The organism is Pedobacter steynii, assembly GCF_900103665.1.
Lineage (GTDB): Bacteria > Bacteroidota > Bacteroidia > Sphingobacteriales > Sphingobacteriaceae > Pedobacter > Pedobacter steynii.
The window spans coordinates 197,807-224,528 of sequence record NZ_FNGY01000012.1; the positions used below are offsets into that span (position 1 = coordinate 197,807).

Genomic DNA, 26,722 nt, shown 5'->3' on the forward strand with positions numbered 1-26,722 from the left:
TGGTTTGGTTTAGGTTCTGTTAATTAGTCGTGGTTATTTAGTCGATGCGATGATTCTGGATAAAGTTTTATTTTTGCTATTGCCTTCAATTCGGAATTTCACTTTAAAGCTGCTTAAGATCTCCAGAAATTCGGAAGCCTTAATGTTTTTAGAGATTTCACCGGTAAATCTCTGTTCAGGCATGGTTCCTTCGAAATAGACAGGAACGTCATACCATCTCGAGAACTCCATCATGATGGTTTTCAGATCTGCTTCATTGAAGCTGAACAGGTTTCTTTTCCATGCCATGACAGCCTCAGTGTTGACTTCTCCAAGGGTTATTTCTGCTCCTCTAAGCTGGGCCTGTTGTCCGGGTTCCAATATTTTTGACGTTAAAGGTCTGGCTAAGGCAGATACACTGACACGACCTTCCAATAAGGTCGTGCTGGTCTGACGGTAATCGGGATAGCTATTGATGTTAAAATGAGTGCCCAGAACTTTGACGGTCTGTTGGTCGGTATTCACTACAAAAGGCTGTGCCTTACGTTTGCTCACTTCGAAGTAAGCTTCACCGGTTAAAGTTACCCGTCGTTCCTGACTGGCAAACTGAACCGGATATTTTAAGGAAGAGGCGGCATTGAGCCATACTTTTGTTCCATCAGGCAAAATTACCTGATAGAGGCCTCCTTTAGGAGTGGTGATGGTGTTGTAATAAAGCAGCTTTTCTTTAACGGAAGTTACCTTGTTTTTTAATTTATAACTGATTTGTCCATCTTCCGATTTTTCTAATATCACACCTGCTTCTGAAGCAAACCTGCCTTTTTGTAAACCTTCCAATGCGATTTGTGAACCATTGGCTAAAGTAAGGATCGCCTGATGCTTTCCTGGTTGGAGATCGACGCCATTAACCAGGCTGACCTGGCTTTGCGTCGCTTTTGGTTGCGTGTAGAAGAAGACACATAAGGCCATCATTGCTATTGCTGCGGCGATGGAATACCAAAGCCTGATTCCTGATAAGGCCGGCTTTTTGTCCAATTTGTCAAGTCTCGACTCGAGGCCGTTGATAAACGAGGGAGATGGATATTCAAAATCTTTATCTTGATGCTCATACTGGAGATAAAGTGCCATGGCATCTTCTATTTCTTCTATAGCCGCAGTTTTTGTCCATGCAATAAATGCTTCGTGCTGAAGTGGGGTATGCTCATTGCTGGCATATTTTTTTAGAAAGATGGGTAACTGGATTTTGTCCATATGAAGTATGACGAATGAGAATTATAAAAGGCCCCCTGTTGTGATAATAATTTAAGATAAAGCTTCGAGTAGTATAATCAGGAAGCCGAGAGGGATGCCACCATGTTTGTGCATGTATTCCCTGACAAAAGTGATGGCGGCGTAAAGTTGCTTTTTTACTACAGATTTGGAGATGCCGAGCTTCAGGGCAATCTCGTCGAGAGAAAGCTCCTGTTGTGTACGCATTAAGAATATTTGCCTTCTTTTCTCAGTCAGGTGCAGGATCGCCTCCTGGGAGAGGGCGATGTAATCTTTGTGGTTGATCTGATTTGTAGTACTGTCTTCGAGGGGTTCTGTCTGCGGACTAGCTATCCTGATGACTTTGTTTTGGATTTGCAGTCTTCTCAGGTGATCGAGTAACAGGTTTTTTGTAACCCGGTACAGGTAGGGTTTAAGGTTGTGGACTTCAGTTAGTGAGGCTCTGTTTTCCCAGATTTTCACAAATGCGTCCTGAACAATTTCTTCTGTCGCTTCCTTTGATTTCAGGAATAAAAAGACGTGGCGATAAAGCGGCTTAAAGTAAAACGTATACAATACTGCATAAGCCGCTCTATCCCCACGCGAACAACGTTGTTTGATGTCTTCTTCATCTACCCCTTCTTGCATTTCTTCTATAAAAAATTCCCCTAAAAGGATCAATGATAGAAAAAAATACAGGACAATCCAATAAATTATTTTTTAGGTTTATGCGATCTTACTCACGGATTGAAGCTGGATCATGACCTCATTAATGGTTTCTTCGAAAATTTTATAGGAGAAGGGCTTATTTAACAATTGAAGGTAGTCAATCCCCAATGTGTTTACATATTTTTCGTTGTGGGCGGTAGTAATGATGATATTGCCATATTGATTGATCTCATGATCGATCTTGGTATAAATGGATAAGGGACTGTTGATGAGGTCGAGGAAAACGATATCAACTTTTTCATGGGTATCAGCTAGTACATCGGCGACAGAGGGCGTAGACCATTTAATTTCTATCAGCCCCATTCTCAGGATGTATTTTTCTAGTAGAGAATAGGCCAGAGCCTCATCTTCTATAATTCCGCAGGTATAATATTTTGTCCCTTCCATTAATGACTTCTGCTTTTATAAATGTCAATTCTTGTGTTTTTCTGAGGAGTTTAGAGAGATACCTGGGTACTCGTTTCCCAGCAAAGTCTGGACGTAGTTATAAATGAAGCTTCCTCATTTTTGATGACACGTGCAGTCAGGTTAGAGATAGTTGCTTTCTTTAAGTTTAAAATTTTGGTGGTTTTGTTCAGTTTTTTCATGGTCTTTTTATGATATGGTGAAACCAAATAAACAAAAGGATCCGGAAAAGGGCGATTTATTTCGACGAATTGACCTACTATTTCGACTAATCGACGGATGTTAAAGTGCTCCTCCGTCCAGCAGCTCTTTAATCACTTCTTTATATCGGGTTCCGATCGGCACTTCGCGGTTTGTAGTGAGCTCTATAGTGTTTCCTTTGATGGCCTTTACAGAGAGCTTTCTAACTATAAAAGAGCGGTTTACCCTCAGGAATTCAGTGCTGGGAAGGAGCTGCTCAATCCTGGTCATGGTCATATGGGTGATGAGCATTTTGGACGTGGTATGGATCTTTAAATAGTCTTTCATGCCTTCCACAAAGTGAATCTCATCAATAGATACATTCACATATTTCTTGTTTTCTTTGAAAAGGATCTGCCGGTTTTTAAGTTGCGCTTCAGCTGAGCTCGTTTTCTCCATGTCATTAACCTGGATTTCCGGGATCTGAGATTGGGTGCTGAAATTCCCATAGGCCATTTTTTCTCTAACCTTATTGATGGCTTTGACAAACCGGTCGAAAGTAATGGGTTTTAAAATAAAGTCCAGTACATCGAGGTCATATCCGTCAATTGCATATTCAGGATAGGCGGTCGTCAATACGATAATCGGTTTATAAGTGCTGAAGGTCTTAATGAACTCAATACCTGTCATTTCAGGCATGTTGACATCCAAAAAAATCAGGTTTGGGCGCAGGGTTGATACCCGCTCCAACGCTTCAATAGCATTCTCGCATTTTGCTAAAAGATTTAATGAAGGAATACGTTTCACGTATTTTTCGATTAATTCTTGGCCCAGGTGTTCATCGTCAATAATAATACACGAAATGCTGTTTTCCATTTTTACCAGATTTTTAAAAGGAGGTTGTAAGTTAGTTCGTCTTCCGTAATTTCCAGGAGGTGACGCTGAGGATATAGAATATTTAGTCTTCTTTTTGTATTGGAAAAGCCGATTCCCCCAATACTTTTTGCACTGCCATTTTTCGGTTTCAGGTTACTGATCCGGAAGCAGAATTCACTTTCATTGTCAATTGAAGCCTTGATCCTGATCCAGGAATCTTTAGCAATCTTATCTACTCCGTGTTTAAATGCATTTTCCACAAAATTGATCAACAGCAAAGGGGGGATTTTGAAGTCGTGCATATTGGTAAAGTCCATCTCTATAGATAACCTTTTGCTATGTCTTATGTTCTGAATGTCGATATAACTTTTAATGAAATTTAATTCTTTGTTGACTTCAACCTCTGATGTGTTGGAATCATAAAGGGCATAACGCATCATATTGGATAAAGAAAAAACAATCGAGGCGGCAACCTCATCTTTATCTTCTATGAGAGAATAGACACTATTTAGGGTGTTAAATAAAAAATGGGGATTGATTTGTGACCTTAAAAAGTTGAGCTCCAACTCCAGATTGTTCTTTTCAAGCTTTAGTTTCTCAATTTTTGACTGGAAAGCGGCCCTGAAGATTTTTACGGTTAGCGGTGGAAATAAGGCCAATCCTAACTGCTCAAAATGAAAATAAAGGACTTCATTTTCTTTGACAAAAGTCCACATTCCAAGATGAGAAATGTTTTTTACAAAAATCCTGTAGTAACCAGGCATGCTCTTGTCCTGATTAATGTAGTTGTACAACAGATATACGGTGGTTCCGTATAGAAATAGTGTCAATACCAAAATAAGGAGAACATAAATTCCAATTTTCAGGTTTGATTTCTTGAGGCCCAAAACATAGGAAGTGCAGTAAAAACAGGCAAGAATAATCAGATATTTATGGAGTCCGATGAGATATGCGGCCTCAGGATGTTGATCTCCGGTAACCCACTGCGCCTGAAAAAGGAACCATTGGAAAATGCATACCCAAAAAATGAGATGTGTAGCAATCGTGACAATCTTGTTTTTGTTTGTTCCAAGAAGAATGGCTGTGATTTGATTAACGATATTTGACATCTACAATGTTTTGGCGATCTGAGCATATAATTGCATTCTAAGGTAAATTTTTAGCCATTCAATTCCAAATTCAACAGTTTTTAATGGATTCTACAGCTCTTGTTTTTGTCTTGTTGAGCAGGAATATTGACGGTTTTTTCGACCAATATTCGCTCTGAATAGACGAATAGAGCGGGATGTGCCGGAATCATCCACGAAGTTGTTTAGTCGATGCCATTTGTACAAACGTCTAAAAAGTGGTGACATTCATCTAAATAATTTCCCTTTGATTTCTTTTTGCTGCTACTTTGTTTCGAAATGAAAATGAAAACATTGTTTAAAACATATACAAAAGACATCTACCATCCCTGAGCTGCAAGAGACAAGTGTGACGTACATTGGAACTTCAAAATCGAAATCATGCTTGTTAAATGCGGTTTTTTTAGAGGGAATTTTAACATAAATTAAATCGGGTATCGCGGTGTAAGTCCTGGATTGTTTGTATTTTAACAAAATAACGGGACCCAAAATAATTTTATTTGTATGAAGAGCATGCTTTCTTTAGCGCACGCGAAATATTACCTATTAAGACGCCCACTACTATCTGTCAATACGTTTTTTGAAATCAATGAACTGGTATATAGTAATAATGAAGTGTTTGAACAGACGCTTCTGAATAAATATAAAACTGATCCGGTGCTGATGGAAGCCATTTATACGGCTTCTCCTGAGCTGTATTACGAGTTTTGTAAAGTGATCAATGAGGAGGCGAAGCCAGGCTCAAGGCTCATCCTGACGCTTTATAAATATTTATCCAGAATGAGTACGCGTTGTACACCTTACGGTTTATTTGCAGGCTGCTCGACTGGTGTAGTTGCTGATCAAACCCATATTTCTTATGCGGATGCAGTCCACAGGAAGGAGTCGCGTCTGGATATGAATTATGTAAATGAGCTTGTTAATCATTTACAATTGATTCCTGAACTGAAGAGAAAGTTATCTTATAGTGTAAATACGAGTTTATATGCTGTAGCTGAATTTTACCGCTACGTAGAATATAAAGTAGAGAATAAAAGAAGGCATTATACACTGGCGTCCGTTAGAAAAAATGAATTCCTGGATTTACTGATTCAGGAAGCGGAAAAAGAGTTGAGCTATGAGGACCTTCTTGGTTTGCTTATGGCTGCGGCTAGCACGGTTGAAAAAGAGGAGGCAGAAACCTTTTTGGATGAACTGATCGAAAGTCAGATTCTGATTAGTGAGCTGGAGCCCACGATTACGGGCGAAATATATATGGATACCCTGGTGGATAAGCTTACTGGTAAGGTTGCTCCCGGTGTTATTGAAGACATTAAGAAAATCAACTCCCTGTTGAATGAAGGTGGGATAAGTGCATTTGAGCACGTTCATAAGATTATAAATGATTGTTTTGGTGCGTGCCAGTCAAAGGATCTGATCCAAACGGATCTGTTCTTTGAACATAAAAAAAATCAATTGAACGCTGAAACGGCAGCTCAAATCACTTCCCAACTTTCTGAATTGTATCGTTTATCTGCCAAGGCGAGTGGAAAGGACCTTGATGATTTTAAAAAGAATTTTTATGAAAGATATGGGGATCGCGAAATTCCTTTGCTTCAGGTGCTGGATGGAGAATCTGGTATTGGCTATGGAAGATTAGGGAAATCGGATCATTTACCCTTACTGGAGGGAATAATACCGAGTGAAAAGAAGATGCCAAGAGTAATCACCTGGTCGGCATCTACTGTCATGGTGAATAAAGTGTTTAAAAGAGCGCTGGACAATGGAACCAGGATCGGAGAACTTACCGCTGCCGATCTGGAAGAATTAGAGGAGAAAGAAGGTCTTGAGGAGCTGGTGCCTGCCAGTTTATTTGCTTTTGGTTCTATTGTCGCACCCTCTGCTGAAGAATTGGATGCCGGTAATTATCAGTTTTCTCTTGGCAGCTGTTCCGGGCCATCGACGGCAAATATATTATCCCGGTTTTGTCATGGGGATTCCTTATTGTATAAGAATATAGTGGAAACGCTCGCTGAGGATGAACAGGATGATGAAGATAAAATTTACGCAGAAATTGTCCATTTGCCGGAATCAAGGATTGGAAATGTCCTGGTCAGACCAGACCTTAGGAACTACGAAATTCCTTTCCTGGGCAGATCGTCCAAATCACTAAAAGATCAGATCAGAATTCAAGACATCGTGGTTTCAATACAACAAGGAAAAGTGGTGTTGAGATCGGTAAGGCTAAATAAAATTGTTATTCCAAGGTTATCAACAGCTCATAATTACACTGGTGGCTTGCCTGTTTATCGCTTCCTTTGCGACTTGCAGCATGAAGGGCTTTACCACAGCATCTACTGGAATTGGGATAACCTGAGTGATTCCCCGTTCCTTCCCCGAGTAGTCTATAAAAATATTATTCTTTCGAAAGCTTCCTGGACGATAAATAAGTTCGCTTTCAATGACCTTACGGGGAAAATAGAAGAAGACATTACCTCGGTAAGTGCTCATTTAGAGCGAATGAAGGTGCCAAGATATGTTTGTATTACAGAACATGATAATGAACTTTTAATTGATACCCATAATTATTTAGGCAGAACCCTTGTCTATCAGCAGTTGAATAAAAAAGGGATGGTTAAGCTGACCGAATTTCTTTCCCGGCCTGAGGATTGTTTTATAAAAGAAGGGAAAGCAGGAGTGGCACATGAAATTCTATTGCCTCTTTCTAATAAGAAAAACCTGGTAAGATATCCTAAACCGAATGTTTCCAGGGATTCAGAAATCCGGCGGACTTTTATTCCGGGAAGTGAATGGATTTATTTTAAGTTATATGGCGGAACCAGGACCACAGAAAAGGTATTGGTAGAAAGCATTCGGCCATATCTCCAATCGCTGATTGATCAGGAACTGATTGAAGAGTGGTTTTTTGTCAGGTATACCGATCCGAACCACCATATCCGTTTACGGCTAAGGATCAGTGCCGGGAAAATAACTGCAATCGGACAGGTGATTTCCGGATGCTATGGTTTGTTTAAAGCGGATCTTGAAGGGGATGGATTGTATAAAATACAGTTGGATACGTATGAGAGAGAATTGGAGCGGTATGGAGCTCAAAATATCGAAAATTCTGAGACTTTGTTTTATCATGACAGTGTGGCCATCACCGAGATTTTAAATATGATCGAGGGGGATGTTGGGGAGTCGTACAGGTGGCTCCTGGCGGCCAGAGGACTAGATGAGTTATTGAATGACTTTGGACTCGGACTGGAAGATAAAATCAATGTGTTTGAAAAAATATCTGATGCATTCTTTAAGGAGCATAATGGGGATAAAAAGTTGACAGTGGCGTTGAATGAACAGTTCCGGAGCCATAGTAAGTCCATCAGAAGTTTCCTCGACCCGGCACAGGATATAGAGAATGAGATCGACGAAGCGACTGCAGAATTTGCCAAAAGGACTGCGGCGACAAAGGATACGATTAAAGCGATACTTGCTTTATTTGATGGTAACCTTTTAGTCGGTGTAGATGGTTTTTATTTGCTTTCCAGTTATATTCATATGTATATGAACCGCTTTTTCCTTTCCCAACCAAGGCTGCATGAACTGACGCTTTATACATTGATGAAAAAGTATTACTTGTCTGAACAGGGAATTCATAAAAGGAAGCAGATGACCTTGAATTCTTAACCGCTTATTTTATCCGGAGCAAGAAGCTAAATAATGTATATTCGTTTAGGGAATGAATGCTGGTTCCTATTCAAAAGATACTTACAATGAATTTAAAAACGCTTGCCATCATCCTGTTTGCCTTATTTTTTTACAGCTGTAATGTCGGTACTACCAGAACCTGGAATACTGAGAATATTAATAAGGACACGAAGGGACAAATCAAGGCGCTTAACGACAGCTTGATGAAGTGTATTAAAAATAATGATCTGGCTGGGCTGCGGTCATTGTTGTCTGATGCATTGATGGAAAAAAGCGGCAACGATATGGAACAGTTTGTTAAGCAGGTTGGTCTTATGTTAAAAACTACCGGTTATAAGGTGCTTAATGAACAATATGCAAATAACTCTGCCGTAGGCCTCGATAACAATATCCCGGTAAATATTTCAAGCGATCAGGGCTACACGATTCATTATAAAGCTTTAAATAAAGAAATGTATGTTTCCCTGTTGCTGCCGGAAGGACTTACTAATGAGTTATTGATTACCGCAATTTATGGGAAATATGGTGAGGACTGGAAATTGAACATTATACAATTCGGATCCTATAGCGTGATGGGTAAAAAAGCGCCGGATTATTATAAAATGGCTAAAGAGAGTTACGGTAAAGCAAACCTCATTGATGCGGTTAATTATAGCTGGATTGCGACAAGACTTTTGCAACCCGCCAATGCTTTTATACAATATCAAAAACAGTCGGAAATTACCGCCTTTCAGCTGAAAGTGACAAAAGAAGCCAATGGAAAATATCAAATGCCATTGGTGCTGGATCAGATTCCCGGAAAGCCGGAAGTATTTAGGATCTATCCTGAGGTGCTTGGTGATGGTATCTATCCTATGGTATATTATCGTTCCCGAATTAAGCTGGCGGATACTGCTGCTTTAAGGGTTGAAAACGAGGCCGTTAAAAAGGAGGTGAACCGGATTTTTAAAGGGATTAATGAGGACAAACAGGCCGTTCTATACTGGGCCTTTAATGAGCTTCCGGACGGACAAAAACGGGTGGAGCACTTCGGATTTGCAGACAAAATAAAAGACTGACAGTCCTGCGAATTGTTATCTGATCTGAAATTGCGTGATGAAGTGCATCAACCCGGATGGATAAATGCCAAACCAGATGATCAGTAGCGTAAGAACAGATAAGACCACACTGCTGATCAGATAAAAGACAGGGTGTACCTTGTGCTCCTTCGGGAAGACTTTTTCGGGTCCGGAAAACATGGATGTAATGATCCGGAGATAATAATATAGTCCAACTACGCTACTCAGAACGAGGGTTAAAGCCAACAGCCAAAAGCCGGTTTGTAGTCCTGCGGCCAATATATAAAACTTCCCGACGAAGCCTGCCGTAAGCGGGATTCCAGCCAGCGAAAGTAACGATGTGCTAAAGATAGATGCCAGGATGGGGTGTTCCCAAAATAATGCTTTGTAATTATTGATATTTTCTGAATCCTTTTCTTTACCAGATAACATGGCGATTACGCCAAAAGCGGTCAGTGTGGTTAGAAAATAAGCGGTTAAATAAAAGCAGACCGCCTGGATACTCATCCTGCTTCCAGGGATAAAGGCGACTAATAAATAGCCGAGGTGTGCAATCGAAGAGTAAGCCAGGAGGCGTTTTACATTCTTTTGCTGCAGGGCAAGGAGATTTCCGACCATCATGGAAGCAATAGCGATGCTGATTAAAACAAGCATGAGAACTTTGAATCTGAAGCCATCTATTGTGATAAAAAAACGGATCAGAACGGCCAGTACACCACCTTTTGAGGCAGTCGCGATAAATGCAGTAACGGGTGTTGGTGCACCCTGATATACATCGGCCGTCCACATATGAAAGGGAACGACTGCCAGTTTAAATCCCAGGCCAACCAGCATCAACCCCATACCGGTAAGAAACAAGGGAGGCAATGATGGAAATGGATTCAGGTAGAGGGCAATTGCCGAAAACTCCATACTGCCGGTTTGAAAATAGATCAGGGCCATCCCAAAAAGAAGAAAAGCAGAGGAGAAAGCTGCCAGAACAAGGTATTTTATTCCTGCTTCAATATTATAATGACGGGCACGTAAATAAGCAATCAGTGCATATAGGCCAACGGTAAGGATTTCAAGGCCGAGGAATAAAGAAATAAAATGCTTGCTCACTGCCAGGACACATGCCCCAAGGGTGCAGAGAAAAAGCAATACATAATATTCCTTAGGACTTTCTTCCTTTTCTTCAAAATAGAGGTAAGAGCAGATGTTGACCACCAGGCCCGAAAAAATAATGAGGCCCATGATGAATACCGAGAAGTCGTCGATCTCCAACAGCGGTTCAATACGGTAGGGTACTAGTTTCTGAATATAAAAAAGAGATGAAAAGGAGAGGGCAAATAACAGCAGGCTACTCAGCTGGATGCTGCGGTGACTGAATTTTATGGCAATAAGGAGCATAACGAGCACAGACGAGCCGGCAAGTAATAGCAAGGGCATAAGGGCTATGAAATCGTTATGTGTCATCATCTGCGGTATGTTTTTGGACCTGATATTTATCTTTTATTGACGGTTTTGCCTGAAGGACAGGCGAATGTTTAGGGTTCCTGGCCGGGAAAACCTGTTCCAGTCTGTTGATCATAGGCCTGACGGTATTGATTACCGGTTGCGGATATACACCCAGCCATATGATGGAAAGTGTCAGGGTTGCCATGATGAGCATTTCCCTCCATGAGAAGTCAGGAACAGGCCCAACCTTTTCCGGGGGACCAAAAAACACTTTCTGTACGATCCTCAGGGAGTAAATGGCAGAAAAAATAAGCCCGGTTGCTGCCAGTACCGCAAGCCATACATTTGCTTTAAAGGCACCTAATAAAATGAGGAACTCGGCAATGAAATTTCCTAATCCGGGCAAACCTAAGGAAGCCATGACGAGCAGCAGGGCTATAGCGCCCATTCCTGGCATCTGGTGCCACAGTCCGCCCATCTGGTCAATTTCTCTGGTATGGAGGCGCTCTTTCAGCATCCCCGCCATGATAAACAGGGCGCCTGTGCTGATCGCATGTGTCACCAGTTGCATCACAACGCCCTGTAATGCCAGCTCATTAAATGCAAAAATTCCCAGGATGACAAAACCCATATGACTTACACTGGTATAGGCCACCAGACGTTTGAGATCTGTTTGTGCATAAGCGAGGATGGCTCCATAAATAATCCCAATCACTCCGAAGCCCATCGCCCAGGGTGCCAGGTTCAGGGAAGCTTCCGGAAATAGAGGAAGGACAAACCTCAATATACCGTAGGCCCCTGTTTTTAACAGCAATCCAGCCAGGATTAAACTTCCGGCAGTAGGCGCTTCACTATGTGCATCGGGCAGCCAGGAGTGGAAGGGAACGATGGGCAGTTTCACTACAAAAGCAATCATAAAACCCATCATCAGCCAGAAGGCGGTATCAGCCGATAGGACTGTTCCAAGTAACTCGAAATAGTTAAAGGTATAAACACCGGTACTCCGGCCGTGAATAAAGTATAGGCCCAGGATGGCGAGCAACATCAGCAGGCCGCTGGCCTGTGTAAAAATGAAAAATTTGTAGGCCGCATATTCCCGGTTTTTACTCCCCCAGATGCCGATCAGGAAATACATCGGAATCAACATCACCTCCCAGAAAAAATAAAAGAGAAATAGATCCATTGCCATAAATACCCCTGAAATTCCTGCCAATATCCAGAGTAGGTTGAAATGATAAAAGCCTACCCTTTCGGTTACCTCTTTCCAGGAGCAGAGGACCGCCAGAATTCCAAGAAAGGAAGTCAGTACGAGTAATAGCAGACTTAATCCATCAATTGCCAGATGGAAACTGATCCCAAAAGAAGGAATCCATTCGTGCTGGTAGTCGATGATCCAGGAGGAAGGAGGACTGATCCCTGCAGACTGGGAATGGTCAATCCAAAAAGACAATAATGCGATGAAAGCGATGGATAGGGTGTACAGCGCAATCCATCGGGGCAGGTTTTTGTTCCACCGTCCCAGCAGGAGCGCCAGTAAGCCTCCTCCCATTAATAAGCCGATTAGCCAAACGAGTATCATAACATGATTTGTATACCTAATATGATGATTGCACCTATAACCAGACCCATAATATACCACCTCAGCGATCCTGACTGCGTAAAGGACAAAATCCTGTAGAGATAAACAGTCATCAGGGTGATTCCCTGATAGATTTTATCCACCACATCATTTTTATTGATATTGGCTATAAAAATGACGGGCCTGACGAACGCCAGGTGATATAATTTATCAAAACCCCAGCCCGAAAGCCAGAAGCGATAAAGGCGCATCATGGTCTCAGACTGTTTTAATTTTTCAATTCTTTGTGGTTGTTTATACCAAAAAATATAAGCGATATATATCCCGGAAAAAGTGGCCAGGAATGCCAGAAGCTGGAATAGCAACTCCCCACTGATGCCCGATTTTAAGCTTGTTTCGGGTAATACCTGATGAAGCAGATCAGAAAAAGGACTGAAAGGGCCAAAATTATGAGGGAGCTCGAGGAAGCCGGCAAAAATAGAAAGGAAAGCAAGAATGACCAGTGGCACAGTCATTAGTTTGCCGGGTTGCTGCCCAGGTGCTGTTTTCATCTCGCCCCAGAAGGTGAGGATCATCATTCTGGTGGTATAGGCTGCGGTAATGAAGGCGCCCGTTAAGGCGGTTAGCCATAGCAATGGATTCCCATTTTGGCTGCTCCAGGCATACCATAAAATCTGATCTTTACTATAAAATCCGGCACTGACGAGGGGGAGGGCTGCCAACGAGGCAGAACCAATCAGGAAGGTCCAGAAAATAAGGGGCAGTTTATTTTTAAGTCCGCCCATTCTGAACATATTGTGTTCATGATGCAATGCTTCTATCACGGCACCGGCGGCGAGGAATAGGAGGGCTTTAAAGAAGGCATGGACCATGAAATGAAAAATCGCCGCTGTCCATGCACCCAGGCCCAATGCGAGAAACATATACCCGATCTGACTGATGGTGGAATAGGCAAGCACCCGCTTGATATCGTATTGCGTAAGTGCACTAAAGCCGGCAATGAGTAAGGTTGCTGCGCCAATGATGGCGATGGTCATTTGTGCTATTGGCGACAATTGGAAGATCACATGCATCCTGGCAATGAGGTAAACCCCTGCGGTCACCATAGTGGCTGCATGAATCAGGGCGCTTACCGGTGATGGCCCGGCCATTGCATCGGGAAGCCAGGTCTGCAGGGGCAATTGTGCCGATTTTCCTACTCCTCCGGCAAGTAATAATAAGGCGGTTATTGTAGCCATCGCCGTCCCGGATTTCCATACAATGGGCGCATTGGCTAAAATATCCGGAATCAGGAGGGTGCCAAACTGATAAAAAATTACAAAGAGTCCGATGGCCATTGCGGTATCCCCGATGCGGGTAATGATAAAAGCTTTACGGGCCGCATAGCCGTTGCCGGGATTTTCATACCAGAAGCCAATGAGGAGGTAGCTGCATAAGCCTACCCCTTCCCAGCCCAGGTACAACAGCAGTAAGTTATCTGCCAGAACGAGCAGGAGCATCGCAAAGACGAAGAGGTTCATGCAGGCAAAAAAGCGGGAATAGTCTTTATCATAGACCATAAAAGCAACCGAGTAGATGTGGATCAGCGCCCCGACAAAGGTGATCACAAAAACAAAGACCAGCGACAATGCATCCAGAAATAAGGTTACTTTAGGGTTGAAGCCCGCGACCTCCATCCAGGTCCATAAAGTTTGGGAATAATTCCCCGTTACCGGTGGTAGAAGGAGAAAACTGATGCCGGTTCCGATCGTCACGATGGCAGAAAGACTGACGCTGCCTGCACCAATTATGGCCACCCAGGATGGAGGCATACGTTTGCCTGTCAATGCCAGTATTAAAAAGCTGGCAAGGGGAAAAGCGGGTATGAGCCATAACAGGTTGTTCATGATTATCCTTTCATTTCTTTTAATTGGTCAATATCCAGCGACTTATGCTGGTGATAAATTTGGAGGATCAGTGCCAGGCCAACAGATACCTCCGCTGCAGCCATTGCTAAAATAAAGAGGAACATCACTTGTCCATCCGGTTGCCCCAGGTGTGCACCTGCAGCAACAAAGGCCAATCCGGCAGCATTCAGCATCACCTCCACGGAGAGCAACATAAAAATGATGTTCTTCCGGATGAGGACTCCTGCGATGCCGAGGACAAAAAGAAGAGCGGCCAGCAAGAGGATCATTTCTATAGATATGGATGATTTCATGTTTTTTCCTCCTCCTTTAAAAAGCGGTGAAATACTAATTTTTTATGTTGCCCTATATGTGCTGCGCCAACTACACCAGCCATTAACAGCATCGCTGCCAGCTCTACGCCGATAAGGTAGGGCCGGAATAGTGAAATTGCGACTACTTTGGAATCCACAGTTTGCAGAACAGGGGATGTCTGGTGAGGAATGCCGATCAGGTAAAATAATTCAGCAAAAAGTATGACCGACAAAACCGCCGGGCCAATCCATACTTTCGGCTTGAGCCATTCTTTTTCCTGGATCGCTGTTTCTTTGCCCAGATTTAAAAGCATGATCACAAAAATGAAAAGCACCATGATGGCCCCGGCGTAGATGATGATTTCCAGCAATGCCGCAAAGGGCGCACCCAGTAAAAAAAAGATCACAGATAAGGACAGCAGGGAAATGACCAGGTACAATAATGCATGTACCGGATTATGCCGGGTGATAACCATAATCGTAGAGATCAGGGTGATGGCAGCAGTGATATAGAAGATGAGTTCCATTGCTAAGGTAATAAACTGTGTATGTCAATCGGTGGTTCTTCGTTGTCGCCCTCCCCTTTTCCTTTTATGCCGGCATCAATTCCTGCCACTTTATAATAATTGTAACCCGGGTATTTTCCCTGGCTATTGATCAGCAGGTCTTCTTTTTCATAGACCAGGTCCTGCCGGTTGTATTCCCCCATTTCAAAGTCGGGGATGAGCTGGATCGCATAAGTAGGACAGGCTTCCTCACAATAGCCGCAAAAAATACATCGTGAGAAGTTGATGCGGAAGAACTCCGGATACCTTCTGCCGTTTTCATCCTCTGTAGCCTGCAGGGAGATACAATCTACCGGACAGGCGGCAGCACATAAATAGCAGCCCACACAGCGTTCGCCCATATCAGGGTCACGGGTCAATACAATCCGTCCACGCCAGCGTGGATGCAGGGATACCTTTTCTTCGGGATAGGGTATCGTTTCTCTCTTTCTGAACATGTGCAGAAAAGTGAGTCGTATCGTTCTTAGCAGACTGATCATTGTTTCCGTTTTTTAAGTGAGGATCACCCCAATATGAGGGATCATTTAGTCATCATCAATACAATTCCTCCTGTAATTAATAAGTTCAATAAAGCCACAGGCAATAATATTTTCCATCCGTATGACATTAACTGGTCATATCTGGGCCTCGGAAGTGAAGCCCTCAGTAAGATGAAAAACAGGATGAAAACAAAAGTTTTCAATATAAACCAGACCAGAGGGGGAAGGAATGCCGGTCCCAGCCAGCCGCCAAAAAAGAGGGTTACCAGCATGGCGGAAATCAGTGTGACTCCCAGGTATTCACCGATAAAGAACATGCCGAATTTCATTCCCGAATATTCTGAATGGAAACCGGCAACGAGTTCGCTTTCTGCCTCAGGAATATCAAATGGCAGCCGGTGTGTTTCCGCTATGCCTGCTATAAGGAAAACAACGAAGGCCACAGGCTGGGTAACAATAAACCAGCAATCTTTTTGCGCGAGTACAATATCTGAAAGGCGGAAAGAGCCGGAAAGCATCACCACGCCCATGAGCGACAGCCCCATAAATACTTCATAACTGATCATCTGTGAGGCACCCCTCAATGCACCTAAAAGGGAGTATTTGTTGTTAGAGGCCCATCCGCCCAAAACGATACTATATACCCCGAGAGAAGACATCGCGAGGAAGAAAAGTAAGCCGATATCGAGGTCTGCAATCAGGATCCCGGGAGCAAAAGGAATCACTACAAAACTCATCAGTACAGTGGCGGCAACAATGGCCGGGGCAATGACAAAAATGGTTTTATCTGCAAATGGGGGGATCCAGTCTTCCTTGAAAAACAACTTGATGGTGTCGGCAACGACAATAAATAAACCAAAGGGACCGGCACGGTTAGGGCCAGACCTGTTTTGCCATACGGCCAGCATTCTCCTTTCCAGCCAGATCAGCCAGGCAGCAATGGTTGTTAATACAAATAACACCATTACAATCATCAGGATATATTGGAGTGTCGTGTTCATCATTTAGGTTTTGTTAAAATTCCGTTTGCCGGCCAGGCGATTGCGGTCAGCTCCGGAATATGGTGTGGAATCCCTGCTAATCCATCCGGAAGCTCTTCTTTTATCAGGACAGGTAGCTGATAAATCTGGTCCTGCAGTTGCAACTGCAATATTTCTTCGTCCAGGACTTTCAGTCGCTTTGCATCATTTTTGCTGATGGCGAGGTAAGGCCGGGGGGCGCGTTCTGCAATACCGGGGGTATAAATGCTGAGTTCTTCGCTGCCAAAAATGTGTGACAATGGGAGCATCAGCCATTCTCCCGGCAATGGTGTAAAAGCTGGAGGGATATCATTTAGAAAAGTTTTTCCGGCAACCGGAATTTCCGGAAACAATTTTTTTCCTGGATTACCGCCCTGTAAGGCTCCTCCGACTTCTTCCTGATATTTGTTAACGGATTGTCCGGAGTTCCATCCGGGTGCCCAGAAAAATGGGGTTAAGGGGGCAGGAGGCATCCCTCTATAGCCCTCCATTGTAAACGATAAAGCAGAATTCTGATCTTCGGAAGGCTTAGGCTCGCTGACATTGATATTGGCCAACATTGCCGTGCGGCCGCTGTAACGGTGGGGTTCACGTGGGATCTTTTGTCCGTTAATGCGGAAACCAGCATCTGGTGCCGCGGTTTCTGCTCCCTTAAACTGAGGCATTAATGCGACAAGTGTTGTGATCAGATTGCCGGGAGCAGCCAGATCTTCAGGATTTACACCATTTTTAAACTGTTTGAATTCATCCAGCCACCTCCAGCTTTCCCTGAAGTTTTCATTTTTGGGATCAAATACCTGGAAGAAACGTTGCGCCCTTCCTTCATTATTTACCATCGTCCCCTCTGCCTCAGCAAAGGTGGCAACGGGGATCAGGACACTGGCTTTTCCGGTGGTTTCATTGTGGAGATGATCCAGTACAATCAGCTCTTTACAATAGCTGAAAAGATCATCTATATCCTTTTTTTGCGTACCGCGGTATAAGTCGTTTTCGAGTACGATGAGGGTGTCGGCCTCTCCTTTTTTCAATGCTTCGGCGGCCTGCATTAAAGATGGAGCTTCCATCATGGCGAGTCCCATTGAGTTGCATTCCGGTACGACAAAGGATAAACCGGCTTTTTTTTCTTTGGTGCCAAGGGCAACAGCAATATTTGTTGCCGCCTTAATCAGGGCTTCATGACAGAGGCTGGTACCGCAAATGATCAAGGGTCTTTCTGCCTGTTTGATGATTCCGGCAATGCGTTTGGCCAGTTTTAAATCATCCTGCCCAATGTCTTCAGGGCTAGGGGAAAGAGGATTTAGCATATTGGCAATGGCGTAGCCTATACGGGCAATGTCATCGGGAGCGCGATGCATGGTATTTGCTGCCAGCTCATCGAGTTTGGTTTTTGTAGGATATGCGATAAAAAGTGTTCCTTTTTTATCCTGGGTAAAGCCGAGAAGTGCGGCGTCATGCCAGGAAGGAATACCGATCTGCTGTGCAGCTTCAAAAGGCGCTTTGCGGATGGCTTGTCTAACCGCCAATGCCATCATGGGGGCCGAGTTGTGGAGGTCTTCCCCAAGAATCAAAATCGCATCGGCGGCCTCTATTTCTTTTAGTGACGGGGACTGAACCTGTCCGGAGCCTAACGTCTGAAGGATGCTGCGCATGAGTCGGGCCTCCGTTTCTGAAATCCCGTGGTAGAAATTTGTTGATCCTACCAATTGTCTTAACGCAAAATTGGCCTCTAATGACGCCCTTGGAGAGGCAATGCCCATTACTTTGTGCGTAGACAGGATTTTTTTCAGGTGCTGATATAAGTTTTGTTTATCGTTTGTATCCGGAACTTTAGTACGTATTAATGGTTGTTGTATCCGGTTTTTACTATTGACAAATTCATAGCCAAAGCGGCCACGGTCACAAATGAAATAACCGTTTACCTCTGCATTAAAGCGGCTGGTGATTTGCCGGAGTTCCCCATAACGTTCTCCAGCAATGATATTGCAGCCGAGACTGCAGTGCTGACAGATGGAAGGAGCCATCGTCATGTCCCATTTGCGGGTATAGTGGGCTTTGAGGGTTTTATCTGTGAAGACGCCTGTAGGGCAAACTTCCGCCAGGTTGCCACTAAATTCATTTTCCAGGATGCCGTCTTCTGCTCTTCCAAAGTAAACATGGTTATGAGCGGCAAATACATCCAGGTCTTTACCTCCGGCATAATCTTTATAAAAGCGTACACAGCGGTAACATTGGATACAACGGTTCATTTCATGATGGATGAACGGGCCGAGGTACTGGTTTTTATAACTGCGCTTCTGGTATTGGAAGCGGCGGTAAGTATGACCTGTCATCACCGTCATATCCTGCAGGTGACAGGCGCCCCCTTCATCGCAAACGGCACAATCATGAGGATGATTGGTCATGAGCCATTCTATGACCTGTGCGCGAAAGGCTTTGGCCGCGGGATCTTCCACAGAGAGGAACATCCCCTCCTTCACCATTTCCATGCAGGACATCACGATACGGCCCTTTGTGTCTTCTTCGTCTTTAAAAAGTTTAACGGCGCATTGGCGGCAGGCCCCTACGGATCCCATAGCGGGATGCCAGCAAAAATAGGGCAGGTTAAAACCTAGGGTAAGGCAGGTTTCCAGCACATTTTTGCCTGGTGTTACTTCGTAAGCTTTATGATCTATATATATGATGGCCATCTTGTTTCACCTCCAGGGACAATTTTTTTCATTTATATGTCTTTCAAAGTCTGCTCTGAAATATTTTAATCCGCTTTGCAGAGGTTCCATTGCTCCGGGTGCCAGCGCGCAAAAAGTATTTCCCGGTCCCATGTACCTGGTATGCATCGCCAACAAATCCAGGTCTTCCTGTCGTCCTTCCCCGTTTTCAATGGAAAGCAGTATTTTTTCTGTCCAGGGTAAACCTTCCCTGCAGGGGGTACACCATCCACAGGATTCCTGAGCAAAAAAATGTTCCAGGTTATGGATAAAACCAACCGGACAGGTCTGGTCGTCGAGAATGATCATGGTGCCGGTGCCCAAACGGCTGCCGGCTGCGGATACAGATTGATAATCCATTTTAACATCCAGGTGTTCTTCTACCAGAAAGTCAGTAGAAGCGCCACCGGGGAGGGCAGCCCTGAACCTGAAATCTTTTTTCATGCCACCGGCATGTGTCTCGATCAGCTCCCGCATGGTCGTGCCCATAGGTAATTCCCATAATCCTGGCCTGTTGACCCTTCCGCTGATGCCGTATAATTTGGTTCCAGCATCGGAGCCTGGACTTAGCCCTCTGAACCAGTCCGGGCCATTGTTCACAATATGTGGGATATTGCAGAGCGTCTCTACATTATTAACAATTGTGGGTTTACCAAATAAACCACTCACCTGGGGGAAAGGTGGTTTGGTTCGTGGGGTGGCCCGTTTCCCTTCCAGTGCGTTCAACAGGGCTGTTTCTTCTCCACATATATACCGGCCAACACCGGTATGCAAGTGCATTTCCAGGTTGAAGCCGGAGCCCAGAATGTTTTTACCCAGGTATCCGGCGGCATAGGCTTCGTGAATTGCCGTCTGGATGAGCCGGGCCGCTTTTTTATACGCCCAGCGCAAAAAGATATAGGAAATGTTAGCTTGTATGGCATAAGCCGATACGATCATTCCTTCAATTAACTGATGAGGATTGCCTTCCAGCAGGAGGCGGTCTTTGAACGTTCCAGGTTCCATCTCATCGGCATTGGCAATCAGGTATTTTGTTTGCCCGGTCGTGTTCATCGGTACAAAGCTCCACTTCATCCCGGTATTGAAGCCGGCCCCTCCACGGCCTTTAAGATCTGAATCCTGTACCATTTTTGTCACTTCCTGGGGAGTCAGGGATTGCAGGGCTTTGTGGACAGACTGATAACCACCCACACTGGTATAATCCTTAAGATGGAGTGCAGGACGATTGGAACTGATGTGTTGTGTGAGTGGCATTTCCATCTGGTTATCTATTTATATTCTTGTAAGATCTCTTCCAGTTTTTCTATGGTCAGACCCCGATAGGTATCTTCGTTGATCATCAATACCGGGGCATGGTCACAGCTGCCAAGGCAGGCATTGGGCAGAAGCGTAAATCTGGCATCGGGCGTTGTTTCTCCGAATCGGATGTTCAGCAGGACTTGCAGTTTTTCGTAAACTTCCCTGTAGCCCATTACATAGCAGCTGATGCTGTCGCACATTAGAATAATGTTCCTGCCAACAGGTTTACGGAAAATAAGGTTATAAAATGTAGCTACGCTGTCCAGTTCTTCGGCCGACATTTCCAGGTATGCCGCAATGGCCCGGAGACTATCGTCCGAAATCCAGCCGCGATGTTGCTGTACGATTTTTAAAGCCTCTATACAGGCCGCTTTCCGTACCGGAACAAGTGCGATCTCATGATTTATTTTCCTTATTTCATCCGGTGATAACATCTCTTTTCTTATTTATCTGTCAATATCTGCGAGCACATAATCCATACTTCCTAAAATGGATAATAAGTCGGCAATGGTATATCCTTTACTGATGTATGGGAGCATTTGCATGTGTGGGAACGAGGGGGTCCGGATCCGGACCCGGTAAGCGGAAGTATTGCCATCGCTGCTGAGGTAATAGCTATTGGCTCCTTTGGTGGCTTCAATGCAGCTCATGGCTTCCCCGGAGGGAATTACAGGTCCCCAGCTTACATTTAAAAAATGAGTAATCAGGGTCTCAATATCCTGCATGGTGTTTTTTTTGAGGGGAGGGGTGGTTAAAGGGTGGTCAGATTTATAATTTCCTTCAGGCATATTTTTCAGGCATTGATCAATAATGCGCAGGCTTTGCCACATCTCTTCTACCCGGACCAGCGCCCGGTCATAGCAATCGCCGTTTTGTGCGGTAGGGATGTCAAATTCAAAATTTTCGTAACCTGAATAGGGTTGTTTTTTTCTGAAATCCCAGTCCAGCCCACAGGCGCGTAAGCCTGGGCCGGTTACCCCCCATTCGAGTGCTTCTTCTAAGGTGTAAATGCCGATGCCCACGGTACGTGCCTTGAAAATACTGTTGCGCATCACCATCTGGTGGTATTCTTTCAGTTTTTTAGGGAAATAGGCCACAAAATTGCTCACTGGTTTTTCCCAGCCTATGGGCAGGTCCTGGGCTACTCCGCCAATTCTAAACCAATTGGGGTGCATTCTGGCGCCGCATATGGCTTCTACAATGTCAAAAATTTTCTCTCTGTCGGTGAACATGTAAAATACCGGTGAGAGCTGCCCAAGATCCTGTGCGAAGGTGCCGTACCATACCAAATGGCTGGCAATGCGAAAAAATTCGCACAACATGATGCGCATTACTTTTACGCGGTCAGGGACGATAATACCGGCCAGTTTTTCCACTGCAATCAGGTAGGCCAGGTTGTTCATCACACCACCCAGATAATCCACCCGGTCGGTATAAGGGATATAGGTATGCCACGACTGGCGTTCGCCCATCTTTTCTGCCCCGCGGTGATGAAAGCCAATCTCAGGGACAGCATCAACGATGTCTTCGCCATCCAGCTGGAGAATAATGCGTAAAACGCCATGCGTGCCGGGATGTTGCGGACCAAGATTGAGGAACATGAAATCCGCATCTTCGCTTTGTCTTTTCATTCCCCAGTCTTCCGGGCGGAATTGAAGGGCAGCCTGTTCATTGTCTTGCTTTTCATCCCAAAGTTTAAAAGGCCCCATTTCAGTTGCCCTGGCGGGATGTTCTTTTCTTAGCGGATGCCCTTCCCAGGTTAATGGCATCAGAATGCGTCGTAAGTTAGGATGGCCCTCAAAGTTTATCCCGAACATATCGAACACTTCCCGCTCATACCAATTTGCATTTTTCCATAAAGAGCTGATGGAGGGGAGGCTTGGGTAGCTGCCATGTAAGGCTACCTTTAACCGGATAAAGCAGTTTCGCTGAATGGAGAGCAGGTGATAGACAATGCTGAAATCGGACGCCGGAGATCCGTTATTTTTAGCGCGGCTTCGTTCATCGATAGCGCAGAGGTCGTAAAGTAACTGAAAAGGTTGTGGGATCTCCTGCTTGAGGTATTGAAGTACGGTGCTGATATTTTCTTTTGCAACCCATAGTGTGACCACCTCGTCAACGGTAAGTTGCGGAGTGAAAAAGGAGGCTCCGAATCTGGAGACCAATTCTTGGGCCAAGCCTGAATCATTGTTCATGCTTTCTTTGATTTAAATCTGATCGGGCGTACGAAAATTGATCATCTTTTTACGCGCTTCTCTTTTTTGTTCTTTCATGGATATTTGCTCAGGTTTAATTACACCCTGAGGACCGATGGCCCAACTTAAAGGCCTTTGTTCTTTGCCTACCGAGTCGGCCAACAGCATCAATCCCTGCATGAAGGCATCCGGCCTGGGCGGGCATCCCGGGACGTAAACATCTACCGGTAAAAACTTGTCTACCCCCTGCACAACGCTATAAATGTCGTACATACCACCTGAGTTTGCACAGGAACCCATAGAGATCACCCATTTTGGTTCCATCATCTGCTCATGCAGGCGTTTGATGATGGGTGCCATTTTTACAAAAACAGTTCCCGCAATCACCATCACGTCGGCTTCACGAGGGGTGCCCCGAATCACTTCAGCGCCAAACCGCGCCACATCATATTTGCTGGTGAGGCTCGTGGCCATCTCTACAAAGCAGCAGGAGAGTCCGAAATGAAAAGGCCACATGGAATTTTTTCTACCCCATGCGAGTAAGCCCTGAACGGTGGTCAGCATGACACTTTGCTGTACCGACTCTTCAAAAGAACCGGTTCCTTTAATTGCATTTGCCGGTTCCGCCGGATCGCTTAACCACCATTTCATAGGGGAGGGGTCTTTAAGATGAGTTTATGATATGCTTTCAGAATTTTCTTTCCATCAGGGCCAAAATTCAAGGCTCCCAGACTCCACTCATAAATTAACACGGCAAAGAGCAGTCCGATAAAAATACAGATACTGAGGTAACCAGGCCATCCCAGTTCTTTAAATGCCAGGGCCCACAACACAATAAAGACGACCTCGATATCAAAGATGACAAACATCATGGCCACGAGGTAAAACTGAGCTGAAAAGCGCAGCCTTGCTGATCCCGTTTCCAGGATCCCTGATTCATAGGGCTGGCCGGTGGCGCGGTCTTTATGCCGCTGACCTAAGAAAAAAGAAAGCGAAATAATAAGGACCATTAAGACCAACACAAAAACTCCATAAACAACAAAAGGCCAAAGCGGCGGGCTGGAAAGGCTTGACGAGTTCATAATTTTCCTTATTATAAAAGAACCTCAATAAATGCTGATGATGCTATACGCTGCCTGTAATGTAATGCTCCAGGTTTCCGATGATGAATTTTTGCTCTTCTATGATGTATTTCACAACATCACCAATGGAGATAATGCCCGTTAGTTTTCCGTCGTCTATGACTGGCAGATGCCGGATAAACTTATTGGTCATTAGCCACATACACTCTTCGATAGTCGTATCAGAACATACGGTAAGCGCATTTTCGGTCATGATTTCCTTAATCTTGATGTTTTTCGAAGATTTCCCTTTCAGAATAACTTTTCGGGCATAATCTCTCTCGGTAAAGATCCCGATGAACTGATTTTGTTCCATCACCAGAAGCGATCCGATGTTTTTTTCAAACATTAATTCCAGCGCTTCAAATACGGTGACATCTGGGCTTACAAAGATGGCGGAATTGGGTTTTCCCTGTAAGATATTTCTAACTTTTCCCATAACTGAACTCCTTTCTGTTTACACATTTGGATTGTAAAGCCACAATAGGATGGTCATATTAAAGTTAACTTTTTTTTAGTTAAAAAGAAAGTAATAAATTTTTAACTTATTGATATGGTTTTAGCGGTTTTTTTTGTTGTTTGTATTTGATTTTCAGTAACTTTAAGTGTTAAATTGCGTTTCCTTTTGAAGTGTTTTTATCTAGGAGTAACACTTCCCGCGGTTAATTGAAAATTAACCATCCCTTTGATTTTTCTATGAGGTTTAGTTTTAAAAAAACGTGTCATGTACCGCATCTTGTTCCTGTTTTTTCTTTTCTGGACTCCGGTATTACTGAGAGGGCAAACTGTGGTGGTGATCAGGGTCGATGGTACCATTAATCCGGTTTCGGCTGCTTTTATTCATCATGGGATTGAAAAGGCAAAAATGGAAAAAGCAGTATGTCTGATTATTCAGCTGAATACCCCCGGGGGCTTGTTGCAATCCACACGTACTATTGTGAGTGATATATTGGTGTCACCGGTTCCGGTGGTTGTTTATGTTTCTCCTTCCGGAGCACATGCCGGTTCTGCAGGGGTTTTTATTACCCTTGCAGCGCATATCGCCGCTATGGCACCCGGGACTAATATTGGTGCAGCACATCCCATCAACCTTATTGGAAAGGCCGATTCGGTGATGAACATCAAAGCGACGAATGATGCGGCGGCCTTTATCCGGAGTATCGCAGAAAAACGAAAACGCAATCTGGAATGGTCGGAAGAGGCGGTAAGAAATAGCTTGTCGATTACAGAGAATGAAGCCCTCAAAAAAGGGGTGATCGATGTGATCGCATTGGATGAAATGACACTGCTTAACCAGATCAATGGCAGAAAGGTAAGCCTGAATTCCAGCGAGGTTACGCTCCATACCAGGGGAGCGAAGATTCACTATGTGGAGATGAGCAGCTCCGACCGGCTTCTTGACTTCATCAGTAATCCCGATGTTGCCTATATTTTATTAATGCTTGGGTTATTTGGATTGTATTTTGAATTATTCAATCCCGGTGCAATTTTGCCGGGAGTGGTTGGAGTCATCGGTCTGGTATTGGCTTTTTATGCTATGAATACCCTGCCTGTGAATTATGCCGGATTGATATTAATTGTCTTTGCGCTCATCCTGTTCCTGCTGGAAGTTAAAGTGGTTAGCCACGGGGTGCTGGTGATAAGCGGGATTGTTTCCCTATTGCTCGGTTCCATCATGTTGTTCAAATCAAGTTCTTCCTTAGATATGGTTGAAATTTCAACAGGAATCCTGCTTTCGGTTACGGCGATCAGCTCGATCTTCTTTCTATATGTGATTGGAATGGGATTGAGGGCGCAGCGGTTAAGCCCCGTTGTGGGTGTTAATGAATTATTGGGGTTAACGGGGGAGACTTTGAGTGTCTTGGATCCCCTTGGTCAGTTGCAAATCAATGGGGAAGTATGGACGGCAGAGTCGGTAAAAGGGGAAATTAATAAGGGAGAACTGGTAAAAGTAATTAAGGTGAAGGGGCTTACTTTGTTTGTAGAGCCGCTTGGACCTGCACTATAATTTTTTTAAAAAAAAAGGAGGTATTATGTTCTACAATGTATTTGCTATTGTGTTCGTGTTTTTTGTCATCATGATTCTTTCCAGCGCGATCCGGATACTTCGCGAATATGAACGCGGGGTTGTTTTCCGCTTAGGCCGTGTGCTGGAAAGAGGAGCAAAAGGGCCGGGCCTTATCCTGCTGATTCCTTTTATCGATAAAATGGTCAGGATATCGCTGCGGATTGTAGTCATGGATGTACCGCCTCAGGATGTCATCACCAGGGATAATGTGTCTATTAAGGTAAATGCTGTCATTTACTTTCGGGTCATAGACCCTCAAAAGGCAGTTGTAGAAGTCGAGAACTTCTTAACGGCTACTTCTCAGTTTTCCCAAACGACCCTGCGTAGTGTATTGGGGCAATCTGAACTTGATGACCTGCTTTCACAGCGGGATAAAATTAACCTCATCTTACAACAGATCATCGATTTAAAAACGGAACCCTGGGGGATCAAGGTGACTGCTGTTGAGGTGAAACAAATAGACCTTCCTCAGGAAATGCAACGGGCGATGGCGAAACAGGCAGAAGCAGAACGTGAACGTCGTTCGAAAGTGATTTCTGCTGAAGGGGAATACCAGGCTTCACAGCGTTTGTCTGACGCGGCAAAAATTTTAAGTGAACAACCGAGTGCGCTTACTTTACGTTATTTGCAAACCCTGCGTGAAATTGCGACAGAAAATAATTCAACCACGATTTTCCCCGTTCCAATTGACCTTTTAAAACCGTTTATGCAGCCTTCTGTAACGGTTCACCCCGCTGAGGAAAAACCCTTGAAGGAGGAATGACG

At 44.2% G+C, this 26,722-nt stretch carries 24 protein-coding genes; 4 read left to right on the forward strand and 20 right to left on the reverse strand.

Translation table 11 applies throughout. The annotated features are described in order from the left end of the window. Window positions 1-33 precede the first annotated feature (33 nt). The 6 genes from BLQ87_RS27755 to BLQ87_RS27775 form a co-directional block, all read right to left on the reverse strand. Complete coding sequence (locus tag BLQ87_RS27755; RefSeq protein ID WP_074612165.1) at window positions 34-1,230, reverse strand: FecR family protein; 1,197 nt, start codon at window positions 1,228-1,230, stop codon at window positions 34-36. A gap of 51 nt (window positions 1,231-1,281) precedes the next feature. Continuing rightward, window positions 1,282-1,875, reverse strand: coding sequence for an RNA polymerase sigma factor (locus BLQ87_RS27760; protein ID WP_143010562.1), 594 nt, complete (start codon window positions 1,873-1,875; stop codon window positions 1,282-1,284). A gap of 78 nt (window positions 1,876-1,953) precedes the next feature. After that, entirely contained in the window at window positions 1,954-2,343 is a 390-nt protein-coding gene (locus BLQ87_RS27765) for a response regulator (RefSeq protein ID WP_074612167.1), read from the reverse strand. Between the two features lie 50 nt (window positions 2,344-2,393). Beyond that, window positions 2,394-2,543: a hypothetical protein gene (locus tag BLQ87_RS33900; RefSeq protein ID WP_172664977.1), complete on the reverse strand. Its 150-nt coding sequence runs from the start codon at window positions 2,541-2,543 to the stop codon at window positions 2,394-2,396. Between the two features lie 100 nt (window positions 2,544-2,643). Further along, window positions 2,644-3,417: a LytR/AlgR family response regulator transcription factor gene (locus BLQ87_RS27770; RefSeq protein ID WP_074612168.1), complete on the reverse strand. Its 774-nt coding sequence runs from the start codon at window positions 3,415-3,417 to the stop codon at window positions 2,644-2,646. A 2-nt stretch (window positions 3,418-3,419) separates the two neighbouring features. Further along, a complete protein-coding gene (locus BLQ87_RS27775) occupies window positions 3,420-4,526 on the reverse strand; it encodes a sensor histidine kinase (protein ID WP_074612169.1) in 1,107 nt (368 codons plus the stop codon). Window positions 4,527-5,048: 522 nt separating this feature from the next. Between BLQ87_RS27775 and BLQ87_RS27780 the strand changes: the two genes are divergently transcribed. Next, window positions 5,049-8,210, forward strand: a complete 3,162-nt coding sequence (locus BLQ87_RS27780) for a lantibiotic dehydratase (RefSeq protein ID WP_083362089.1) — start codon at window positions 5,049-5,051, stop codon at window positions 8,208-8,210. Between the two features lie 86 nt (window positions 8,211-8,296). Continuing rightward, window positions 8,297-9,289 (forward strand): hypothetical protein, encoded by a 993-nt coding sequence (locus BLQ87_RS27785; protein ID WP_143010563.1) that lies wholly within the window; start codon window positions 8,297-8,299, stop codon window positions 9,287-9,289. 15 nt (window positions 9,290-9,304) lie between these two features. Here the strand turns inward: BLQ87_RS27785 and BLQ87_RS27790 are convergent, their stop codons facing one another. The 14 genes from BLQ87_RS27790 to BLQ87_RS27855 are packed head-to-tail and all read right to left on the reverse strand — an operon-like array spanning window position 9,305 to window position 24,328. After that, window positions 9,305-10,747: an NADH-quinone oxidoreductase subunit N gene (locus BLQ87_RS27790; protein WP_245723942.1), complete on the reverse strand. Its 1,443-nt coding sequence runs from the start codon at window positions 10,745-10,747 to the stop codon at window positions 9,305-9,307. Continuing rightward, the gene (nuoM, locus tag BLQ87_RS27795) at window positions 10,734-12,305 is read right to left on the reverse strand and encodes an NADH-quinone oxidoreductase subunit M (protein WP_074612172.1); all 1,572 of its coding nucleotides are present in this window, start codon (window positions 12,303-12,305) and stop codon (window positions 10,734-10,736) included. Before nuoM ends, BLQ87_RS27790 begins: the two co-directional genes overlap by 14 nt. After that, window positions 12,302-14,191 carry an NADH-quinone oxidoreductase subunit L gene (gene nuoL, locus BLQ87_RS27800; protein ID WP_074612173.1) on the reverse strand — a complete coding sequence of 630 codons (1,890 nt, stop codon included), beginning with the start codon at window positions 14,189-14,191 and terminating at the stop codon, window positions 12,302-12,304. Before nuoL ends, nuoM begins: the two co-directional genes overlap by 4 nt. A gap of 2 nt (window positions 14,192-14,193) precedes the next feature. Beyond that, window positions 14,194-14,505, reverse strand: coding sequence for an NADH-quinone oxidoreductase subunit NuoK (gene nuoK / locus BLQ87_RS27805; RefSeq protein WP_074612174.1), 312 nt, complete (start codon window positions 14,503-14,505; stop codon window positions 14,194-14,196). Then, window positions 14,502-15,032: an NADH-quinone oxidoreductase subunit J gene (gene nuoJ / locus BLQ87_RS27810; RefSeq protein ID WP_074612175.1), complete on the reverse strand. Its 531-nt coding sequence runs from the start codon at window positions 15,030-15,032 to the stop codon at window positions 14,502-14,504. The genes nuoK and nuoJ overlap by 4 nt, the downstream gene beginning before the upstream one ends. A gap of 2 nt (window positions 15,033-15,034) precedes the next feature. Continuing rightward, the gene (nuoI, locus tag BLQ87_RS27815; protein ID WP_074612176.1) at window positions 15,035-15,550 is read right to left on the reverse strand and encodes an NADH-quinone oxidoreductase subunit NuoI; all 516 of its coding nucleotides are present in this window, start codon (window positions 15,548-15,550) and stop codon (window positions 15,035-15,037) included. Window positions 15,551-15,591: 41 nt separating this feature from the next. After that, window positions 15,592-16,554 (reverse strand): NADH-quinone oxidoreductase subunit NuoH, encoded by a 963-nt coding sequence (nuoH, locus tag BLQ87_RS27820; protein ID WP_245723943.1) that lies wholly within the window; start codon window positions 16,552-16,554, stop codon window positions 15,592-15,594. Then, complete coding sequence (nuoG, locus tag BLQ87_RS27825) at window positions 16,551-19,256, reverse strand: NADH-quinone oxidoreductase subunit NuoG (RefSeq protein ID WP_074612177.1); 2,706 nt, start codon at window positions 19,254-19,256, stop codon at window positions 16,551-16,553. The genes nuoH and nuoG overlap by 4 nt, the downstream gene beginning before the upstream one ends. A 6-nt stretch (window positions 19,257-19,262) precedes the next feature. Then, window positions 19,263-20,534, reverse strand: coding sequence for an NADH-quinone oxidoreductase subunit NuoF (gene nuoF / locus BLQ87_RS27830; RefSeq protein ID WP_074612178.1), 1,272 nt, complete (start codon window positions 20,532-20,534; stop codon window positions 19,263-19,265). A gap of 8 nt (window positions 20,535-20,542) precedes the next feature. Further along, window positions 20,543-21,007 carry an NADH-quinone oxidoreductase subunit NuoE gene (gene nuoE, locus BLQ87_RS27835; RefSeq protein WP_074612179.1) on the reverse strand — a complete coding sequence of 155 codons (465 nt, stop codon included), beginning with the start codon at window positions 21,005-21,007 and terminating at the stop codon, window positions 20,543-20,545. A 12-nt stretch (window positions 21,008-21,019) separates the two neighbouring features. After that, the gene (gene nuoC, locus BLQ87_RS27840) at window positions 21,020-22,768 is read right to left on the reverse strand and encodes an NADH-quinone oxidoreductase subunit C/D (protein WP_074612180.1); all 1,749 of its coding nucleotides are present in this window, start codon (window positions 22,766-22,768) and stop codon (window positions 21,020-21,022) included. Window positions 22,769-22,780: 12 nt separating this feature from the next. Beyond that, a complete protein-coding gene (gene nuoB / locus BLQ87_RS27845; RefSeq protein ID WP_074612181.1) occupies window positions 22,781-23,419 on the reverse strand; it encodes an NADH-quinone oxidoreductase subunit NuoB in 639 nt (212 codons plus the stop codon). After that, the gene (locus tag BLQ87_RS27850) at window positions 23,416-23,850 is read right to left on the reverse strand and encodes an NADH-quinone oxidoreductase subunit A (protein WP_074612182.1); all 435 of its coding nucleotides are present in this window, start codon (window positions 23,848-23,850) and stop codon (window positions 23,416-23,418) included. The genes nuoB and BLQ87_RS27850 overlap by 4 nt, the downstream gene beginning before the upstream one ends. 43 nt (window positions 23,851-23,893) lie before the next feature. Continuing rightward, window positions 23,894-24,328: a CBS domain-containing protein gene (locus BLQ87_RS27855; protein WP_074612183.1), complete on the reverse strand. Its 435-nt coding sequence runs from the start codon at window positions 24,326-24,328 to the stop codon at window positions 23,894-23,896. A gap of 285 nt (window positions 24,329-24,613) precedes the next feature. Here BLQ87_RS27855 and BLQ87_RS27860 point away from each other — a divergent pair, with 285 nt between their 5' ends. Together BLQ87_RS27860 and BLQ87_RS27865 are read left to right on the forward strand one after the other, a co-directional pair. Continuing rightward, a complete protein-coding gene (locus BLQ87_RS27860) occupies window positions 24,614-25,897 on the forward strand; it encodes an NfeD family protein (RefSeq protein WP_074612184.1) in 1,284 nt (427 codons plus the stop codon). A 25-nt stretch (window positions 25,898-25,922) separates the two neighbouring features. Beyond that, on the forward strand, window positions 25,923-26,720 hold the full coding sequence (locus BLQ87_RS27865; protein WP_074612220.1) for a slipin family protein: 798 nt from the start codon (window positions 25,923-25,925) through the stop codon (window positions 26,718-26,720). Window positions 26,721-26,722: the final 2 nt, after the last annotated feature.

Coding starts and splice junctions, on each gene's coding strand:
- BLQ87_RS27755 (WP_074612165.1), bottom strand. CDS start 1,230: ATGGACAAAATCCAGTTACCCATCTTTCTAAAAAAATATGCCAGCAAT.
- BLQ87_RS27760 (WP_143010562.1), bottom strand. CDS start 1,875: ATGCAAGAAGGGGTAGATGAAGAAGACATCAAACAACGTTGTTCGCGT.
- BLQ87_RS27765 (WP_074612167.1), bottom strand. CDS start 2,343: ATGGAAGGGACAAAATATTATACCTGCGGAATTATAGAAGATGAGGCT.
- BLQ87_RS33900 (WP_172664977.1), bottom strand. CDS start 2,543: ATGAAAAAACTGAACAAAACCACCAAAATTTTAAACTTAAAGAAAGCA.
- BLQ87_RS27770 (WP_074612168.1), bottom strand. CDS start 3,417: ATGGAAAACAGCATTTCGTGTATTATTATTGACGATGAACACCTGGGC.
- BLQ87_RS27775 (WP_074612169.1), bottom strand. CDS start 4,526: ATGTCAAATATCGTTAATCAAATCACAGCCATTCTTCTTGGAACAAAC.
- BLQ87_RS27780 (WP_083362089.1), top strand. CDS start 5,049: ATGAAGAGCATGCTTTCTTTAGCGCACGCGAAATATTACCTATTAAGA.
- BLQ87_RS27785 (WP_143010563.1), top strand. CDS start 8,297: ATGAATTTAAAAACGCTTGCCATCATCCTGTTTGCCTTATTTTTTTAC.
- BLQ87_RS27790 (WP_245723942.1), bottom strand. CDS start 10,747: ATGATGACACATAACGATTTCATAGCCCTTATGCCCTTGCTATTACTT.
- nuoM (WP_074612172.1), bottom strand. CDS start 12,305: ATGATACTCGTTTGGCTAATCGGCTTATTAATGGGAGGAGGCTTACTG.
- nuoL (WP_074612173.1), bottom strand. CDS start 14,191: ATGAACAACCTGTTATGGCTCATACCCGCTTTTCCCCTTGCCAGCTTT.
- nuoK (WP_074612174.1), bottom strand. CDS start 14,505: ATGAAATCATCCATATCTATAGAAATGATCCTCTTGCTGGCCGCTCTT.
- nuoJ (WP_074612175.1), bottom strand. CDS start 15,032: ATGGAACTCATCTTCTATATCACTGCTGCCATCACCCTGATCTCTACG.
- nuoI (WP_074612176.1), bottom strand. CDS start 15,550: ATGATCAGTCTGCTAAGAACGATACGACTCACTTTTCTGCACATGTTC.
- nuoH (WP_245723943.1), bottom strand. CDS start 16,554: ATGATGAACACGACACTCCAATATATCCTGATGATTGTAATGGTGTTA.
- nuoG (WP_074612177.1), bottom strand. CDS start 19,256: ATGGCCATCATATATATAGATCATAAAGCTTACGAAGTAACACCAGGC.
- nuoF (WP_074612178.1), bottom strand. CDS start 20,534: ATGGAAATGCCACTCACACAACACATCAGTTCCAATCGTCCTGCACTC.
- nuoE (WP_074612179.1), bottom strand. CDS start 21,007: ATGTTATCACCGGATGAAATAAGGAAAATAAATCATGAGATCGCACTT.
- nuoC (WP_074612180.1), bottom strand. CDS start 22,768: ATGAACAATGATTCAGGCTTGGCCCAAGAATTGGTCTCCAGATTCGGA.
- nuoB (WP_074612181.1), bottom strand. CDS start 23,419: ATGAAATGGTGGTTAAGCGATCCGGCGGAACCGGCAAATGCAATTAAA.
- BLQ87_RS27850 (WP_074612182.1), bottom strand. CDS start 23,850: ATGAACTCGTCAAGCCTTTCCAGCCCGCCGCTTTGGCCTTTTGTTGTT.
- BLQ87_RS27855 (WP_074612183.1), bottom strand. CDS start 24,328: ATGGGAAAAGTTAGAAATATCTTACAGGGAAAACCCAATTCCGCCATC.
- BLQ87_RS27860 (WP_074612184.1), top strand. CDS start 24,614: ATGTACCGCATCTTGTTCCTGTTTTTTCTTTTCTGGACTCCGGTATTA.
- BLQ87_RS27865 (WP_074612220.1), top strand. CDS start 25,923: ATGTTCTACAATGTATTTGCTATTGTGTTCGTGTTTTTTGTCATCATG.